Annotated in this window: 18 protein-coding genes and 3 other annotated features; of the genes, 4 read left to right on the top strand and 14 right to left on the bottom strand. The window is 45.6% G+C overall.

Going from position 1 to position 16,682, the window contains the following annotated elements:
- Positions 1 to 17: 17 nt before the first annotated feature.
- The 3 genes from PUN35_RS16825 to PUN35_RS16815 form a co-directional block, all read right to left on the bottom strand.
- Positions 18 to 455: a hypothetical protein gene (locus PUN35_RS16825; RefSeq protein WP_031601096.1), complete on the bottom strand. Its 438-nt coding sequence runs from the start codon at positions 453 to 455 to the stop codon at positions 18 to 20.
- Positions 456 to 590: 135 nt separating this feature from the next.
- Complete coding sequence (locus PUN35_RS16820) at positions 591 to 1,109, bottom strand: YwhD family protein (RefSeq protein WP_003244446.1); 519 nt, start codon at positions 1,107 to 1,109, stop codon at positions 591 to 593.
- A gap of 13 nt (positions 1,110 to 1,122) precedes the next feature.
- The gene (locus PUN35_RS16815) at positions 1,123 to 1,782 is read right to left on the bottom strand and encodes a site-2 protease family protein (protein WP_003243167.1); all 660 of its coding nucleotides are present in this window, start codon (positions 1,780 to 1,782) and stop codon (positions 1,123 to 1,125) included.
- Positions 1,783 to 1,890: 108 nt separating this feature from the next.
- On the opposite strand from PUN35_RS16815, the gene PUN35_RS16810 reads away from it, so the two are divergent.
- Positions 1,891 to 2,079 (top strand): 2-hydroxymuconate tautomerase, encoded by a 189-nt coding sequence (locus PUN35_RS16810; RefSeq protein ID WP_003222038.1) that lies wholly within the window; start codon positions 1,891 to 1,893, stop codon positions 2,077 to 2,079.
- 42 nt (positions 2,080 to 2,121) lie between these two features.
- On the opposite strand, the gene PUN35_RS16805 is transcribed toward PUN35_RS16810, so the two are convergent.
- From PUN35_RS16805 to PUN35_RS16775, 7 genes are all read right to left on the bottom strand, one after another.
- Positions 2,122 to 2,541, bottom strand: coding sequence for a MarR family transcriptional regulator (locus PUN35_RS16805; protein ID WP_003227535.1), 420 nt, complete (start codon positions 2,539 to 2,541; stop codon positions 2,122 to 2,124).
- A 119-nt stretch (positions 2,542 to 2,660) separates the two neighbouring features.
- Positions 2,661 to 4,577 carry a threonine--tRNA ligase gene (thrS, locus tag PUN35_RS16800; protein ID WP_014481228.1) on the bottom strand — a complete coding sequence of 639 codons (1,917 nt, stop codon included), beginning with the start codon at positions 4,575 to 4,577 and terminating at the stop codon, positions 2,661 to 2,663.
- A 53-nt stretch (positions 4,578 to 4,630) separates the two neighbouring features.
- Positions 4,631 to 4,852: a binding site (T-box leader), on the bottom strand.
- Positions 4,853 to 4,883: 31 nt separating this feature from the next.
- Positions 4,884 to 5,105 (bottom strand) — a binding site (T-box leader).
- Positions 5,106 to 5,138: 33 nt separating this feature from the next.
- Positions 5,139 to 5,367, bottom strand: a binding site (T-box leader).
- A 54-nt stretch (positions 5,368 to 5,421) separates the two neighbouring features.
- Positions 5,422 to 6,822, bottom strand: a complete 1,401-nt coding sequence (locus tag PUN35_RS16795; RefSeq protein WP_003243441.1) for an MFS transporter — start codon at positions 6,820 to 6,822, stop codon at positions 5,422 to 5,424.
- The gene (locus PUN35_RS16790) at positions 6,822 to 7,292 is read right to left on the bottom strand and encodes an Rrf2 family transcriptional regulator (protein ID WP_003243988.1); all 471 of its coding nucleotides are present in this window, start codon (positions 7,290 to 7,292) and stop codon (positions 6,822 to 6,824) included. Before PUN35_RS16790 ends, PUN35_RS16795 begins: the two co-directional genes overlap by 1 nt.
- 111 nt (positions 7,293 to 7,403) lie before the next feature.
- The gene (locus PUN35_RS16785) at positions 7,404 to 7,904 is read right to left on the bottom strand and encodes a YwgA family protein (protein WP_003227524.1); all 501 of its coding nucleotides are present in this window, start codon (positions 7,902 to 7,904) and stop codon (positions 7,404 to 7,406) included.
- 35 nt (positions 7,905 to 7,939) lie between these two features.
- Positions 7,940 to 9,241, bottom strand: coding sequence for an HD domain-containing protein (locus PUN35_RS16780; protein ID WP_003243873.1), 1,302 nt, complete (start codon positions 9,239 to 9,241; stop codon positions 7,940 to 7,942).
- A 161-nt stretch (positions 9,242 to 9,402) separates the two neighbouring features.
- Positions 9,403 to 9,627 carry a YuzB family protein gene (locus PUN35_RS16775; protein ID WP_003222050.1) on the bottom strand — a complete coding sequence of 75 codons (225 nt, stop codon included), beginning with the start codon at positions 9,625 to 9,627 and terminating at the stop codon, positions 9,403 to 9,405.
- Positions 9,628 to 9,841: 214 nt separating this feature from the next.
- On the opposite strand from PUN35_RS16775, the gene rsfA reads away from it, so the two are divergent.
- Positions 9,842 to 10,618, top strand: coding sequence for a prespore-specific transcription regulator RsfA (gene rsfA, locus PUN35_RS16770; protein ID WP_003227516.1), 777 nt, complete (start codon positions 9,842 to 9,844; stop codon positions 10,616 to 10,618).
- Positions 10,619 to 10,761: 143 nt separating this feature from the next.
- On the opposite strand, the gene PUN35_RS16765 is transcribed toward rsfA, so the two are convergent.
- From PUN35_RS16765 to pta, 4 genes are all read right to left on the bottom strand, one after another.
- Positions 10,762 to 11,652, bottom strand: a complete 891-nt coding sequence (locus PUN35_RS16765; RefSeq protein WP_033881831.1) for a carboxylate/amino acid/amine transporter — start codon at positions 11,650 to 11,652, stop codon at positions 10,762 to 10,764.
- Positions 11,653 to 11,820: 168 nt separating this feature from the next.
- On the bottom strand, positions 11,821 to 12,666 hold the full coding sequence (gene ywfL / locus PUN35_RS16760; protein ID WP_014481232.1) for an octanoyl-[GcvH]:protein N-octanoyltransferase: 846 nt from the start codon (positions 12,664 to 12,666) through the stop codon (positions 11,821 to 11,823).
- 48 nt (positions 12,667 to 12,714) lie between these two features.
- On the bottom strand, positions 12,715 to 13,614 hold the full coding sequence (gene cysL / locus PUN35_RS16755; RefSeq protein ID WP_014481233.1) for a cysJI operon transcriptional regulator CysL: 900 nt from the start codon (positions 13,612 to 13,614) through the stop codon (positions 12,715 to 12,717).
- Between the two features lie 145 nt (positions 13,615 to 13,759).
- The gene (gene pta, locus PUN35_RS16750) at positions 13,760 to 14,731 is read right to left on the bottom strand and encodes a phosphate acetyltransferase (RefSeq protein WP_003235941.1); all 972 of its coding nucleotides are present in this window, start codon (positions 14,729 to 14,731) and stop codon (positions 13,760 to 13,762) included.
- 269 nt (positions 14,732 to 15,000) lie between these two features.
- Between pta and hemQ the strand changes: the two genes are divergently transcribed.
- Together hemQ and bacG are read left to right on the top strand one after the other, a co-directional pair.
- On the top strand, positions 15,001 to 15,765 hold the full coding sequence (hemQ, locus tag PUN35_RS16745; protein WP_003227507.1) for a hydrogen peroxide-dependent heme synthase: 765 nt from the start codon (positions 15,001 to 15,003) through the stop codon (positions 15,763 to 15,765).
- 132 nt (positions 15,766 to 15,897) lie between these two features.
- Positions 15,898 to 16,677, top strand: a complete 780-nt coding sequence (gene bacG / locus PUN35_RS16740) for an NADPH-dependent reductase BacG (protein ID WP_014481234.1) — start codon at positions 15,898 to 15,900, stop codon at positions 16,675 to 16,677.
- Positions 16,678 to 16,682 lie beyond the last annotated feature (5 nt).

Genomic DNA, 16,682 nt, shown 5'->3' with positions numbered 1-16,682 from the left:
GCTCCTCGGAGGCCGGGTTATTCGTATGGTTGGTCAATGACCCATGGAAGAAGCGTAACACAATCGAGCTGAATAATTGGTTTTGGAAAACCCTTAGGAATGTAAATTTGGTGTTGCGGCACTGAAAATGAAATATGCCACGAGAAATCAATCTTTTTCGGATTCCATTCTTGTTTTCCTTCAACAATACGGCCTACTATAAAATAACTCGCTATATAAAAGTGCAGATGATCTTTTACCCCATGATAATTTATATCTGTGCATTTGGACGGAATGAGGCCGAAACTTTCTAATACTTGTGCTTTTTGGACTGGCAGTTCATTCACTGCCTCGTAATAGTTAAGACAGTTACCGCATTCACACATATCCTCTATATCTTTCTCATATTGCTTTCTCGTTTCTTCCACGTCGGCTTTTATCAACCAATCGCCGACTCGAATGGTTTCGTACATCATATCCCCCTAAAAATGAAAAACCCCGAGTCTTGTTTCGGCTCGGGATTTTCCATGTCCTATTTCTGTATCACCAGTTTACTCAATGTTTACGAAAAATATCTCAAATACTTTAAAAGTTCACAGAAAATTCATAAATTAATTGTTTTCCGGAAGCAGGCTCGTTTTTAACTCATCTGAGGAACGGTCCCATAGGCCCTGATCATGCTTTTTCAGAAATTCGCCTAGTACACGCTTCGAGCTGTCGTCCATTTTATCAACGATGATTTTCCGTTTCATGGATTTATCCATCAAATTCACATGCTCAGGCAGCGACTTGTAGCCTCTTCTGATGCTTCTGTCGACCGTCATTTCACAGGCTGTCACACCAGCGTAATAAGGCCCCTCTTCTTTTCTGTCAATCGTTACCCACACAAGCCAGTATGGTTTTCCGTTCGGCACTTCTTCTTTATTCGGGAGAAATTTAATTCCTTTTTCAACGGTGCTGCGGGCATGCATGGCGCCGATGTCTACGAACGCTTCTTTTTCTTCTACATCAACGAATACGGGAGAAATGTTATCAAGGCTGAGTGCCCCTACGCCAAAACCGCCGTGTCCGTCTGTCGGATCACTTTTGATAATATTAAACCCGATTGATTTTTTCTTTTTTTCTTCCATGAAGTTCTACCTCCTACAAAAGCGGTTGAAATATCGCTGAAAACAGCTTTAAAATCGAATCTCTTCCTGCATTGAGCATCGGCCACAGCACGTAAGATCCTAGCGGTGTCACAAACAGCACCAAAAATACGATAAAGCCGTAGCTCTCCGCCTGCGTCATTTTGGCACGCACGCCCGGCGGAACGAGATCTTCTATAATTCGATAGCCATCGAGCGGAGGAAGCGGCAGCAGATTAAATAAAAACAAGACAAGATTCAGCTGTATCCAAATAGAAAAAAACTGATCCAGCCCCGTGCTGAACGCCGCAAGCATTTCCATTCCGTACGCATGCATCAACACTAACAAAAAGAAACCAATAAACGCAAGAATCAGGTTACTGACGGGCCCGGCTATAGATACGAGCACACCAGCAAGCCGGGGTTTCTTAAAGAAACGGCGATTCACGGGAATGGGGCGCGCCCACCCGAATCCGGCCACCAGAATCAAAATGGTTCCGAACGGATCAAGGTGTTTAATGGGATTCAGCGTCAGTCTTCCTTGTTTTTTCGCCGTATCGTCACCGAATTTGTATGCGACATAAGCGTGGGCAAGCTCGTGCATCGTAAACGACACAATTAGCGTGATGACGAGGTATGGCATTAAAGATAACGGATAATATAAAAAACGGTCCAAGTGAGATATCCCTCTTTCTCAAAATGCAAGAATTTACTTTATTCAGTATACTATAAGAAGCCTCTTTTTCTAAAGAGAGGAAACGAGATAAAGGAGGATTCAGCACCCATGCCATACGTAACTGTCAAAATGCTCGAAGGCCGTACAGACGAGCAAAAACGCAATCTTGTCGAGAAAGTAACAGAAGCCGTAAAGGAAACAACCGGTGCTTCTGAAGAAAAAATTGTTGTCTTTATAGAAGAAATGAGAAAAGACCATTATGCCGTCGCAGGCAAACGCCTGAGCGATATGGAATAATCTCTATAAAGCCGGCGCTTCGCGCACCGGCTTTTATTATCCCTATTGAGCCAGCTTCGCAATAATCGCCAAGAACGTCTCTTTCTCTTCGGCTGTTAAACGTTCAAACATGCCGTCAATCAGCTGCTGGCGGTTTTCGATCATTTGTTCAGCCGCTCCCCGGCCCGATTCAGAAAGCGTAATCCATACAGTGCGGCGGTCATTGTTATTTCTGGATCTCTCAATAAACCCTTCCTGCTCTAAATGATTCAGAGCTGTGGTCGTGGCAGAGGGAGACAGTGTGACCTCCTTCAAAATATCCTTTATGGTGCAGCTCCCATGTCTGTATATGATCCGCAGAATAAACCCTCTTACATTATTCACGTGTTTCGGAACGGTGGCTTCATCTAATTGCTTCGTGCTTTTCAAATATTTTGTAAGTGCGTGATCCAGCAAATTTGCTTCCAGTTTGTCATGGTCCATGTAAATTTCCCCATTTCGAGATGCATTCATAACATACGAACGATATGATTTACTTATTATTTTACTGATTCCGAATAGGGAAAGTCAAAAAAGCAAAATGTGAATTCACAGCTTTTATCCTACATGCCTCGATTTTCCACCTGTTTGACAAGTTTATCTTTAAAAGTTTGGAAAGGAACGTGTTCACTCTGCTGATGTCCGAATCGGCGGACGTTTACCGCATTCTCCTGCTCCTCATGATCTCCAAGCACCAGCACGTACGGGATTTTCTGCACCTGCGATTCTCTGATTTTATAGCCCAGCTTCTCATTGCGCTCATCAATGCCGGCTCTTATCCCCGCCTGCTTCAGCTCCGCCTGCACCTTTCTGCAATAGTCTAAGTGAACGTGAGAAACCGGTATGATTTGAACCTGGAGCGGTGCGAGCCAGACTGGAAAAGCCCCGCCGTAATGCTCGATCAAAATGCCGAAGAAACGGTCGATTGAGCCGAAAACCGCTCTGTGGATGACAACGGGACGAACCTTTTCATTGTGTTCGTTGATATATGTTAAATCAAATTTTTCCGGCATTTGAAAATCAAGCTGAATAGTCGCGCATTGGTGGCTCCGTTTCAGGGCATCTTTTATGTGGAAATCAATTTTCGGCCCGTAAAACGCCCCATCGCCTTCATTGATCTCATAAGAGAGGCCAAGCTCCTCAAGGACGCGTGCTAAGGCACGTTCCGACGCTTCCCAAAGGCTGTCATTGCCTAATGAATCCTCCGGGCGAGTCGAAAGCTCAACTGAATACTCGAAACCAAATGTCCGATATACCTCATCAATCAGCCGAATCGCTTCTTTGATCTCACTCTCAATCTGATCCTCCCGAACGAAAATATGGGCGTCATCCTGACAGAACGTCCGAACGCGAAGCATTCCGTTTAAAGCGCCGCTGTATTCATGGCGATGCACCTGTCCGAATTCCGCCATGCGAATCGGCAGATCCCGATAAGAATACAGGCTGTTTTTAAAGATGAGCATGTGGCCGGGGCAATTCATCGGCTTCATTGCGAATCTTGTATCATCCACTTCTGAAAAGTACATATTGTCGCGATAATGGTCCCAATGGCCTGACTGCTCCCATAACCGCTGATTCATCATAAACGGCGTACGCACCTCATTGTAGCCGGCATTTGTTTGCAGTTCACGCGAGAAGCGTTCCAGCTCATTGCGGACAATCTGCCCTTTCGGCAAATAAAACGGCATCCCCGGCGCTTCTTCAGAAAACATAAACAGCCCTAACTGTTTGCCGAGCTTGCGATGGTCTCGTTTTGCCGCTTCTTCCAGCATATGCAGGTGCGCATCCAAATCTTTTTTCTTTTGAAACGCAACCCCGTACACCCGCTGCAGGACTTCATTTTTGCTGTCTCCGCGCCAATAAGCGCCTGATACTCTTGTCAGTTTGAACGCCTTGATCATCCCTGTAGAAGGAAGATGCGGCCCGCGGCACAGGTCAACGAATTCCCCTTGCTGGTACAGTGTGATATCCTCCCCGCGCGGAATATCCTTTAAAATCTCAAGCTTGAGCCGCTCGTCTTTTTGTGCAAACAGCTCATCAGCTTCTTCGTAAGAAACCTCTATACGTTTGATTTCAAGGTTCTCATTTATTATGTTTTTCATTTCTTTTTCGATGGCCTCTAAGTCTCCTGATGCCAAGCTTTTCCCCAGCTTCATGTCATAGTAGAAGCCGTCTTCAATCACAGGCCCTACCCCCAATGACACTTCGCCGTACAGCCGTTTTACTGCTTGGGCCAGCACATGCGCTGATGTGTGGCGAAGCACCTGCAAGCCTTCTTGTGAATCGAGTGTAACAATCGAAAGCTCAGCATCCTCCTCCAGCTTGAAACTGAGATCAACAAGCTTGCCATTGACCTGACCTGCAGCCGCCTTCTTTTGCAGACTGGAACTGATAGAACCAGCCGCTTCTTTGATTGTGATGCCTTTCGGATATTCCTTGATCTGTCCGTCCGGAAGCTGAATGTGTACATGTTTACTCATTTTAAAACACTCCTTATTCATTGTTGTATATAAAAAAACACACCCGTCCCGCAGATAGGGACGAGTGTGTGATTAACCCGTGGTTCCACCCAAGTTCCCGACAAATACGATATTGTCGGCTCGGTGCTGTAACGCAGCATAGACGGCATTGGTTACTTCAGTTCCCCAATGCTGCTCCAAGGCGGTAAATGATATTCCTAAGCTGGGAAGCTCTCACCTTTCCTTCCCTCTCTGAAAACCGTAACTATCATTCATGTCCTTTTCATCGCATGTATTCAATTCATAAAAAAACACACCCGTCCCACAGATAGGGACGAGTGTGTGATTAACCCGTGGTTCCACCCAAGTTCCCGACAAATACTATGTTGTCGGCTCGGTGCTGTAACGCAGCATAGACGGCATTGGTTACTTCAGTTCCCCAATGCTGCTCCAAGGCGGTAAATGATATTCCTAAGCTGGGAAGCTCTCACCTTTCCTTCCCTCTCTGAAAACCGTAACTATCATTCATGTCCTTTTCTTCGCATGTATTCAATTCAAATAAAAAAACACACCCATCCCTCTAAAAGGGACGAATGTGTTGATCATCCGTGGTTCCACCCAAATTCCCGATCAATTACACATGATGATCGGCTTAAAGATGCTGTAACGCAGCATGACGGTATCAGATACTTGTTTTCCCCGATACGGCTCAAAGGCGGTAAGCTGCTTTCCCTGCGTTAGGAAGATCTCAGCTGTCCTTCCCTCTCTGGAAACCGTAAAAAGCATCTCGTGTCCTTATCAGTGCCTGTTGTTTCAATAATTTTTTATATCTTACTATATATTCCCACAAAGCGCAATCAGTGATTTACATTTTTTCTGACGCGGCAGTCCCGTTATGGGCAGCCAGAAACAGCCATACAAGCAATGCAGCGAGGCTGTATGCCGCTCCCATCATCAAAAACGCAAACCCGGCACCAGCATACCAAGTGGCGGACAGATGAATGATCACCCCGGTTATCGCTACGCCGACCAAGGCTCCGATTTGCCGGTTTGCATTTAACGCCGCACCGGCGATATTCGTATGTCTTTGCCCGGCAGCCTGCATGATCACAGTTGTCATGGCAGGAACTGTAATACCGGTACAGAGGTTCATAACAGACATCAACACCGCCAGCTGCCAATAAGGAAAATCCGGAGAAATCAGCACAAACAACAGCAATGCAATGATACAGCTGACCGCCATTGATACAAACATAAGCTGACCGGCTTCAAACCGATTCGCCAGACGGGCAAACAGCAGATTGCCGATCACGAAGACCGCCATCATCGGCAGCAGCTCCACTCCAGCCATAAAGGAACTTGCCCCTCCTGCTTCCTGCAAAAAAAGGCTGAGCATAAACATGCCGCCAAAAAGGGCGAAATTCAGCAAAAACCCGATAAATTGGGCAGCTGAGAAGCGGCCGTTTTTGTATAAGGACGCCGGCAGGATGGGTGTTTTTGCAGAAATTTCCCGCAGCAAAAACAGCACAAATGCCAAAACCGCTGCAGTAAATGCTACAAGAATCACTGGCGAGCGCCAGCCCGCTGAAGGCCCCTGTATCAAAGCATAGGAAAGAAACCCGAGAGCCATCATGCCAAGCAGATGCCCGATGATGTTCACGCGGCTGCTTTTCCCAGGAACGCGGCTGAGGATTCGGTAAGCTGAAATGAGCGCAGCAGCCCCTATTGGCACATTGATCAGAAAAATACTCTGCCAGCCCGCCAACTGTACCAGCACGCCCCCGATAAAAGGCCCAAGGGCTGAAGCGGCGGAAACAAGCGCGGCCCACAGTCCAAACATTCTCGCCCGCGCCCGCTCATCAAGGTAAGAGGCAGCCAAAAGGCTGAGTGAGCTTGGCATAAACAAAGCTGCCCCAATTCCCTGTATGAGACGTCCGGCAATCAGCATCTGCCCATTTATAGATGCAGCGCATAGACAGGAGGCCATAACAAAAACGGCTAGACCCAAGATATAGATCGTCTTCGAGCCGAAACGGTCAGCCAAGGCTCCGCCCGCCAGCAGAAGCGACGCAAAAGTAAGAATGTACCCGTCCACAACCCACGTTACACCTGAAAGTGACATTGAAAGAGTGTTTTTCATATCAGCCATCGCCACATTCACAACGGTCACATCAAGAGTTGCCATGAGGAAACCAAGTGCGAGCACGATCAGCACGGATATGCCTGTTGATGATGTTGATTCTTGTATAGACCCGCTATTTTTCATTACAATTGCCCTTTCACTTGCTTGATTACCCAATCATCTATTTTTTCAAGATCATACAATTCCCCGACTCTGTCCATAACATGCTGCAAGGATTCTTCTCTCATAAGATTGGACCATTTATCCTCGATTTCCGCCATGACTGTCTCCAGCACACAGTGACTTTCACCCTCAAATACAGATTGCAGCAAGCCTTTCCCCTGATACATCGAACCTCTGCCTTCGACCGCTTGATAAACATCATAAAGCGTAATGTCAGCCAAAGGCTTCGTCAGGGTAAAACCGCCCTTCGTCCCTGGTAAGGATTCTGCCAAACCGGCTTGAACCAATGTTCTCATCAGCTTCTTCAAGTAAGACGGAGACACGCGCAATCGCTGGCTTATAGCCTCTGACGTCAAAGAAGCCTGTACCGGCAGCCGTGACAGTAACAGCAGCACAGAAACCGCCTGCTCCATTCCTGATTTCATTTTCATCCTATTCACTCCTGATTCATTATGGATAACTATTATCCATAATGAATCTCTTAGCAGCTTTTGTCAATAAAAAAAGCAAAAGAAACGGATCATTTCTTTTGCTTGGTATGGTTAACAAATCTGCTTCAGTTCCTCTATGTATTGAAGCGCTTCGTCATATTCTTCATTTGTATATTTTTGCTTGCTTTTGATGGTAAAGACTTTTTCTTTCTTTTCCTCATCCTCAAGCCCGTCAAAGTAAAGGATCGTGGAAACCAGCTCTAAAAACCGTGATGAACGGCTGTTTACACTGTCGATATAGCCTTTCATATCCGGCATGTCCAGATCAGCATGGTCTAAAAATGCGGAGCCTGTCTCAGTCAGCGAATACCGGTATTGAAAGTAGCCGCCCTTTTTTTCCTTCACCTCATGCAGAAATCCAAGGTTGCACAGCTCTTCAATCTGGAGCGTCAGTTCCTCCGAATACGGTCCATAAAAGTGAAAATCATATTTCTCATAGAAAGGAAACTGCATTTTCTTGGCGATATAAATCATTTTCTGCAGCTTCTTTCGCCCGATGATTTCTCCAGAATCCGAGAACACCTTCATCAGTTTTGCATGTTCTTTCAACAAATTCCCGACATCTCCTTTTTCCTTCTTTCCAATTTCTATGTCAGTCCCAGCAGCTGCCGGATTTTCATTTTCGCTTCCGGATGTTTAGTGCCGTCACAAATCAAGTCCTTTGGATAGTACAGCTTGTGGTCCGTCCGCCGTTTACCTGAGATGGATTCCACAATAGCCGACTGTCTGGACAGCTCTTTAATTTGGCCGTTTTGCGTCAAGAGATGGATCGGCAGACGCTCCTCTTCCTCTCCTGGTCGGTAAAAATCGTATGGCAGATCTGATGAAGAATCAACGACCAAATAATAGCTCGGATCGATCCCCGCCTCTTTGAACAATGAAGTCAGCTCAAAATAAGCCGACATTTCTTCATTCGGATTGAATTCAACGTATTGGAAAAGCTGGCGGTTAATGAATCTGCGGCACAAGTCGGATAAAATCGCGTCTTCTTCATCCTCCCAGGCCTGGAAGTAATACAAAATAATAGATTCATCCAGCTTTACATAATCCTCCAGTGTCAATTTTCCTTCAAAAATAGAATAGAAATGAACCGGAGCGTGAGTGAAGACATAGCCTTCATCATGCAGCTGCTTCGCCCTGTGAAGAATCTTCGTTAAAATGACCTCTGCACTTCTAGTCACAGGATGGAAGTAGACCTGCCAGTACATTTGGTAACGGCTCATGATATAGTCTTCGACAGCGTGCATTCCGCTTTCTTTAATGACGATCTGATCCTCGCGCGGCCGCATCACCCGAAGAATCCGCTCCATATCAAAATGGCCGTAGCTGACGCCCGTATAATATGCGTCGCGCTGCAGGTAATCCATGCGGTCTGCGTCAATCTGACTCGAAATCAGGCTGACCACTTGCTTGTTTTTATATGTTTTGGCAATGACTTCAGCAACATCCTGAGGGAAACCCGGGCTCACCTTTCTGAGCACCTGATTAACCTCCGTGTCTCCCAAAATGATACCTCTTGTAAAATCCTCGTGGTCAAGGTGAAAGACCTTTTCAAATGAATGCGAGAACGGCCCGTGCCCGAGGTCATGAAGCAGCGCCGCGGCCAAACAGAGTTCGCGCTCACTGTCATCCCATTCAGGGCGGCCTTTAAAGACGTCATCAACCATTCTTCTGACAATTTCATAGACACCGAGAGAATGGTTGAACCGGCTGTGCTCAGCCCCATGGAACGTCAAATAGGTCGTGCCGAGCTGCTTAATTCTGCGGAGACGCTGAAATTCACGGGTTCCGATTAAATCCCATATCAGCTTGTCCCGAACATGAACATAGCGGTGCACCGGATCTTTAAACACTTTTTCTTCTGATAATTTTCCATTTGGATACGCCATCGTCATTCCCTCTTTTTTTTAGCCGTGTTTCTATTATATCGACTCTATTCTTTGAAAACATCCTTGAATTTGCCCGGCGATTTGTTCCATCTTCATGAAAAACACATCTTGTGAAGCAAAAAAGCCTGACCTGAGGGCCGAGGCTAAGAAAAAATATGTTTTTACTTTTTTATTTTCTTTTTTACTTTGTCAATCAGCTCATCCTCTGTCGGAGCTGACAGCGGGCGATTGTTCACAAAAGCAAATGATTTTTTCCGTCCGGGCCCGCAATAAGATTGGCATCCTACCTCAACCTTTGCGTCCGGGTCCACTTCTTTCAAACGCGGCAGCAATGTTTTGATATTAGTGGCTTGGCAATCATCACACACTCGAAATTCATTAGCCATGACGTACGCTTCCCTTCATTTCTATGTTCATCTATGTGAATAACCTAAAATCACGTTTCAAAAAAAATCACATCACACTTCATTTTACAAGGATTCGACTGTTCCTGCAAGCCGCTCCATCCTTCGTATCTCCTATTCTTTCAGCCAATTTGTATAAATATTTTCCAACCTGGACATTCTAATACCATGAAAAGAAAAATGGGAGTTGAGATAAATGACAAAACAGCGACAAGACGCTTGGTCAGAGGAAAACGATCTGCTTTTAGCCGAAACAGTGCTTCGGCATGTGAGGGAGGGCAGCACTCAGCTGAACGCCTTTGAAGAAGTCGGCGATAAATTAAACCGGACATCCGCAGCCTGCGGATTCAGATGGAACGCAGTGGTCCGCCATCAATATGAAAAAGCGCTTCAGCTTGCGAAGAAACAACGAAAACAGCGGATGAGAGCGCTCGGAAACGGGCAGCCCGCGAAAAAAAGATTATTATATCAGCCTCCTGCCGTTGATCCTGAAATCATTCAAGAAACCGCTGCAGAAGAGCCGGTTAAAACGGAAACACCTTCTGTCGAAAATGAGCAACCTTTAATGTCTGGCGAACATATGCCTTTTGTTGATGAAAGCTTTAAGGAAGAGTTAGCTAGTCTATCACACTTATTGTCTCCTCAAACACCTGCAGCTGCGCCTGAGATGACGATGAATGATGTGATCCGCTTCCTGCAGAATTACGAAGGCAATAACGAGCAATCATCAGCATTAAAAATGGAAAACGAGCGTTTAAAGAAAGAAAATCAGGAATTGCAAAACAAAACAGAGCAGCTAGAGGCAGAAGTTCAAAAGCTTGAAAAAGACCAAAAAACGATCCAAGAAGATTATGAAACCTTGGTGAAAATTATGAACAGAGCCAGAAAGCTAGTTTTATTTGAAGAAGATGAACATGCCTCTCCGTCCTTCAAAATGGACCGGAACGGCAATTTAGAAAAATTAGCGGAATGACATAGAAAAATCCCAAAACGGGCAGCTGTTTTGGGATTTTCGCCATGTACAAAATCCTCTTTTCTATTGAGAAAAGAGAATTTCCTCATTTTGCAGCCGGATCAGCTATTCTTGTAAAATGAGGCCAAGCTTATGTGAATCTATTAAGACATGTGAGCTGCCTCGGCCGTTTTTTGTTTCCGAGGCGCAGCAGAAATGACCAAAAGCCCCAGCATCATAAGCGCAATGCCCAGCCACGAGAAAGGCGAAAGCATTTCCCCTATGAAAAACACGCCAAGCAATGAAGCCGTCAGCGGTTCCGCTAAAGAAAGCGTGACCGCCGCCGAGGCCGGAACCCCGGTAAGCCCTTTCGCAAACAAAAAGTATGCGGCACATGTTGCAATTAACCCGATGTAAAGGCTTGTTCCCAGTCCTCTAGGGGTCCATATCCACGAGATATCTGACTGCCATAATAGCGGCGTCAGTAAGATGGCGCTGATCATGAATACAACGGCGGAGGTCGCTCGAGGAGGCTGGGTTTTCATCATCGCTTTACTGATGAGCGTATAGCCTGCAAAAGAAGCACCCGCTCCAAGCGCCATAAGAACACCAGCCACATCAATCCGAACATTGGAACTGTCGGAAAACAGAAGCCAGCAACCCGTTAAAGCCAGCACAGTCGCAATCCACCAAGAGTTTCGCGGGCGTTTCTTCAATACGGCCCATTCGAGGGTCCCGGCAATGATAGGCGCACTGCCGATGGCAATCACAGTTCCCACTGCAATTCCCGTTTCTTTAACCGCTGTGAAAAACAGCGGCTGGTAACACGCCATACAAACAGCGGCTAAAAATACGAGCGGCCATGACCAATTTTTCACGTGAAGCTCCCGGCTGATCCAAACCGCAAGCAGCATGGCGCTTCCTCCTATTAATAACCTGAACGCCCCAAATGCCAGCGGTGTGGCGCTTTCTGGAGCCAATGCCTGAACGGTTCCCGTGGTCCCCCAGAAAAAAGCCGCGATCAGCACAAACAAGCTGTGAAAATTCCCCTTCATCTGCCTCTCCCCTTTATATATGGATGCTGTTGTCATTTTATCGTTTTTCTTTTTGTCGTGGTTATCTTTATGTAAGAAGGATTTATCTGAAAATAAGATTGTGGAGATAAAATGCCGCTTGAGATAAAAAATGCATGCCGTCATATTCAGCCGGCATGCGAAGAACGTTCACCCAAATACCTTTGCATTCCGCTCAGCCATCCGGGCGAGGTTTTTCTCAAATTCCATTTCCTCATCAATGGACAGTCCGGCAGAGTAAAGACGGGTGCTTAACGCTTTTAATTCCGTCAATAAAGCGAACATTAAGTCTTGTACGGAGATGTCTTTTTGCAGAAGCTCACTTAAGGACGCCATCGTTTCCGGACGTATTTCCGGATAGACGCCTTTTTTATCGTTTTGTTTGTCTTTCAGCGCCGCTTGATAGAATCGTCTGATCAAGTCGGCCCTTTCACTGCCGCTTTTATCCGCACAGAGATAAATTTGAACAGCAACTCCGCCGCGAACGCGTCTCTGAGAGATGCCGGCGAACTTTTTGCCATTTATACTGAGGTCATAGCTGCCGGGACAATAAGACCCTTCAATTTCATAGGCTTCGATCTTTGCGTTGTACGGTCTCAGCATTCGTCTCATCAGCTCGACCATCGCTTCATATCCTTTGTCTATATCGATGCCTTTCTTTTCGTCCTCGAATATGAGAGAGATATTTAAAACACCGTCATCCAATACGACGGCAAGACCGCCGGAATTGCGTACGATCACACGGTATCCTTCGCTCTCCAGCAAGGAGATGCCATCCTGCAAAAACGGGAGGCGTGTATCCTGTATTCCAAGGACAATTGTATCGTGGTGCACCCATGAGCGCGCTGTCGCCGGCGACACGCCTTTTCCGACGGACATGCACAGCGTATCATCCATTGCGAAGGATTGCTTCGCATCAAATAAAGGGCCGAGACTGGATTGGTCAATGACTCTCCATTTCGGCTGCATCAGTAAATCAATCGGTTGGTTTGCCATCTATGTAAAACCCTTTCATGTTAGGCTTATTGAACGAAAACTATTATATCATTTCAGCAGCTGTGATTGATAATTGCTTTTCAGCATCGTAATAAAAATTTCTTTATTTTTTGTATTCTCCATGAGAGGAGAATGAATGTAAGACAGCTTGCGCTTTAACGAGAAATCTTTAATATGCAGAATTGAGATTTCGCGGTGGATCAAATCCTTATGCAGTACGCTTCTGGATAGAACCGAAAGTCCCATGCCGTTAATCACCGCTTCCTTTACACCTTGATTGCTGCTGATGGTGAACATTGATTTCGGCCGAAGTCCATTTGAACTGAGTACATGATCGAGATATTCTCTCGTCCCGGAGCCTTTCTCTCTTGTCACCCACGCTTCGTTCTGCAAATCGCTGATCGAAATCTCTTTCCGCCCGGCGAGCGGATGCTGATTTGGAGCGGCAATGCACATTTCATCCTCCATGAACGGTTCAATTTCCAGCTCATTCTCGTTTGTATGTCCTTCAATCAGCCCGATATCAGCCTGAAGCATCCGCACACGCTCGCTGACCTCCTCTGTATTGCCAATCATGACATCTAGATTCAGCTCTGGATACAGCTTTTGCAGCTGGGCCAATAGCGGCGGAAGAATATACTCACCGATTGTAAAGCTTGCAGCTATTTTCAATTCACCCTTCACATAGTGATGATGCGCATAGATTTCAGCCTTGGCTTGTTCGTAGAGAAACACCATTTGCTTTGCTCTTTGATATAAAATGTCTCCTGTCGGCGTTGTCGTAAAGTGTTTTGGCGACCTGTTCAGAAGAGCCGTTTGAAATTCTTTCTCAAGATTTTTGATATGCAGACTGACGCTGGGCTGGGAGATCATCAGCTTTTCCGCCGCTTTTGTGAAGTTTTTTTCTTCTACCACCGCTATAAACGTTTTCAGCACGTCGTAATACAAAAACCCCACCCCTGTCATTAATGAAATATATGGTTATGATTAGTTTTCTTTATTGTACTCATATCATCCGTCTTGGTAAAGAAGGCTATACGGAAGCGCAAAAAAGGCAGCCCTCGGTCGAGAGCTGCCATCGTCTTCATTTTTATTACAGTGCTTGCGCCGCTGTAATTAATGCGAGATTGTAAACATCTTCAGCGTTACATCCTCTTGAAAGGTCGTTTACAGGCATATTTAAACCTTGCAGGATTGGACCTACCGCTTCAAAGTTGCCCAAACGCTGAGCGATTTTATAGCCGATGTTTCCTGCTTCAAGGCTTGGGAATACGAATACGTTAGCGTCCCCTTTGATTTCGGAATCCGGCGCTTTTTTCTCAGCTACAGATGGAACAAATGCAGCATCAAATTGGAATTCGCCGTCAAGTGTCAGTTCAGGCGCTTTTTCTTTCGCGATTTTCACTGCATCCGCTACTTTTTCTGTTTCATCAGATTTTGCTGAGCCTTTTGTAGAGAAGCTGAGCATTGCCACGCGAGGCTCAATGTCGAACATTTTTGCCGTATTGGCACTTTCGATCGCAATCTCGGCAAGATCTTGGCTGTCAGGCGCAATGTTGATCGCGCAATCTGCGAATACGTATTGCTCTTCTCCGCGAGCCATGATGAACACGCCGGAAGTCTTTTTCACGCCTTCTTTTGTTTTGATGATTTGAAGAGCCGGGCGGACAGTGTCAGCAGTTGAGTGAGCAGCTCCGCTTACAAGTCCGTCTGCAAGTCCTTTATACACCAGCATTGTACCGAAGTAGTTCTCGTCTAATAACGCTTTGCGAGCCTGTTCTTCTGTCGCTTTGCCTTTGCGGCGTTCTACGAATGCTTGTACAAGGTCTTCCATGCCTTCATATGTATGAGGATCATAAATCTTAACGCCGTCCAGCGTAAGGTTCAATTCTTTTGCTTTTGCTTGGATCTCATTTTCATTGCCGATCACAATCGGATTCAGCACTTTGTTTCCTGCAAGCTTGCTGACCGCTTCTAAAATACGCTCGTCTAAGCCTTCAGGAAATACAATTTTAACGTCTTTTCCAGCTACTTTTTCTTGCACTGTTGAAAATAAATCTGCCACAATAAAACCTCCTCAAAAAGTTACAAAAACGCTTTCTTTTACTAGCATACTCTTCTTCCAATCAAATTCAAACAGCCAACTTTCATTATAGCGCTTTCATAAAAAAATCTTATTTTTCTAACTAATTTAAGTGACTCAATCTTCCTTTATAGGTTCTTCTATTTTGATGGAGTTATACGGAAGGGATGTTCAAGGTTTCTCCACAGTAGAATCGGATAAACTATGGTATAGTGAAGGCAATCATGAAAAGATAATGGGAGTGAAGATAAATGAGTGAACAGCAAATGACGAATGAAGCGGCAAAAACGCTTGACGGCTGGTATGCGCTTCATGATTTCCGCACAATGGATTGGACTTCCTGGAAGCTTCTGTCCAGTGATGAGCGCCAATCTATCATACATGAATTCACTGGGTTGCTTGAAAAATGGGGCGTAGCCCAAAAAGAAGGAAAAGGATCGCAAACTCTTTACAGCATCGTCGGCCAAAAAGCTGATTTTATGCTGATGATCCTTCGTCCTACAATGGAAGAATTAAATCAAATTGAGCTTGAATTCAACAAATCAAGACTTGCTGAGTTCACCATTCCGGCATACTCCTACGTATCAGTGGTAGAGCTGAGCAACTACTTGGCAAGCGGTGACGGCGATCCTTACGAAAATCCGCATGTGCGCGCGCGCCTTTACCCTGAACTGCCGGAATCAAAATATGTATGCTTCTATCCAATGGATAAAAGAAGATCCGGCAACGACAACTGGTATATGCTTTCAATGGAGGAACGCAGAAACTTGATGAGAAGCCACGGTTTAATCGGCCGCAGCTATGCGGGCAAAGTCAAACAGATCATCACCGGCTCTGTCGGCTTTGACGATTACGAGTGGGGCGTTACATTATTCAGCGATGATGTCCTTCAATTCAAGAAGCTAGTGTACGAAATGCGTTTTGACGAAGTCAGCGCTCGCTATGGCGAATTTGGTTCATTCTTTGTCGGCAATCACCTTTCGCTTGATACACTTCCTCAATTCTTATATGTATAATATCCCCTCCCGCCCTATCCGGCGGGAGTTTTTCAATTCTCCTTTATCAGAATTTAAATAAAATTTGCTATTTTCTTCGTTTTTTCTTACGATGTAGATAATAATCCATTTTTTTCAAAGGGGTGCAGTTATTTGTCAAAACGAACCGCATTTGTTATGGGAGCCAGTCAAGGGATTGGGAAAGCAATCGCTCTGAAATTAGCAGACCAGCACTTTTCCCTCGTCATTAATTCGCGAAATTTGGATAATATTGAATCTGTCAAAGAAGACATTTTTGCCAAGCATCCTGAGGCGAGCGTCATTGTCCTTGCGGGGGATATGTCTGACCGGCATACGAGAGCGGGCATTTTTCAGGAAATCGAATCTCAATGCGGACGGCTTGATGTTCTGATTAATAATATCCCGGGCGGCGCGCCTGATACATTTGATAACTGCAATATAGACGATATGACGGCCACGTTCACTCAAAAGACCGTTGCCTATATTGACGCTATCAAGCGTGCTTCCTCACTGATGAAACAAAACGAGTTTGGCAGAATCATCAACATTGTCGGAAATCTGTGGAAAGAACCCGGCGCCAACATGTTCACAAACAGTATGATGAATGCCGCTTTAATTAACGCCAGTAAAAATATTTCCATCCAGCTTGCTCCTCACAACATTACTGTCAACTGTCTGAATCCTGGTTTTATCGCTACAGACCGTTATCATCAATTTGTGGAAAATGTGATGAAAAAGAACAGCATATCCAAACAGAAAGCAGAGGAACAGGTCGCTTCCGGGATTCCGATGAAACGGGTCGGATCAGCCGAAGAAACCGCAGCGCTCGCCGCGTTTCTTGCCTCTGAGGAAGCCTCCTACATCACGGGACAGCAAATTTCCGCTGACGGCGGCAGCATGAAAAGCATATAAAAAAC

It is taken from the genome of Bacillus sp. N3378-2at, from assembly GCF_033412715.1.
Taxonomy (GTDB): domain Bacteria; phylum Bacillota; class Bacilli; order Bacillales; family Bacillaceae; genus Bacillus; species Bacillus subtilis.
The sequence above is the reverse complement of the archived record's forward strand: the minus strand, read 5'-3'. Positions and strand labels throughout refer to the sequence as shown.

What these genes read in the sequence shown, in the direction of transcription:
- PUN35_RS16810 (WP_003222038.1), top strand. Translation starts at nt 1,891, where the DNA reads ATGCCATACGTAACTGTCAAAATGCTCGAAGGCCGTACAGACGAGCAA.
- PUN35_RS16805 (WP_003227535.1), bottom strand. Translation starts at nt 2,541, where the DNA reads ATGGACCATGACAAACTGGAAGCAAATTTGCTGGATCACGCACTTACA.
- PUN35_RS16820 (WP_003244446.1), bottom strand. Translation starts at nt 1,109, where the DNA reads ATGGAAGAAAAAAAGAAAAAATCAATCGGGTTTAATATTATCAAAAGT.
- PUN35_RS16795 (WP_003243441.1), bottom strand. Translation starts at nt 6,822, where the DNA reads ATGAAAAATAGCGGGTCTATACAAGAATCAACATCATCAACAGGCATA.
- PUN35_RS16765 (WP_033881831.1), bottom strand. Translation starts at nt 11,652, where the DNA reads ATGAAGGGGAATTTTCACAGCTTGTTTGTGCTGATCGCGGCTTTTTTC.
- PUN35_RS16780 (WP_003243873.1), bottom strand. Translation starts at nt 9,241, where the DNA reads ATGGCGTATCCAAATGGAAAATTATCAGAAGAAAAAGTGTTTAAAGAT.
- thrS (WP_014481228.1), bottom strand. Translation starts at nt 4,577, where the DNA reads ATGAGTAAACATGTACACATTCAGCTTCCGGACGGACAGATCAAGGAA.
- hemQ (WP_003227507.1), top strand. Translation starts at nt 15,001, where the DNA reads ATGAGTGAACAGCAAATGACGAATGAAGCGGCAAAAACGCTTGACGGC.
- PUN35_RS16790 (WP_003243988.1), bottom strand. Translation starts at nt 7,292, where the DNA reads ATGAAAATGAAATCAGGAATGGAGCAGGCGGTTTCTGTGCTGCTGTTA.
- PUN35_RS16775 (WP_003222050.1), bottom strand. Translation starts at nt 9,627, where the DNA reads ATGGCTAATGAATTTCGAGTGTGTGATGATTGCCAAGCCACTAATATC.
- PUN35_RS16825 (WP_031601096.1), bottom strand. Translation starts at nt 455, where the DNA reads ATGATGTACGAAACCATTCGAGTCGGCGATTGGTTGATAAAAGCCGAC.
- rsfA (WP_003227516.1), top strand. Translation starts at nt 9,842, where the DNA reads ATGACAAAACAGCGACAAGACGCTTGGTCAGAGGAAAACGATCTGCTT.
- ywfL (WP_014481232.1), bottom strand. Translation starts at nt 12,666, where the DNA reads ATGGCAAACCAACCGATTGATTTACTGATGCAGCCGAAATGGAGAGTC.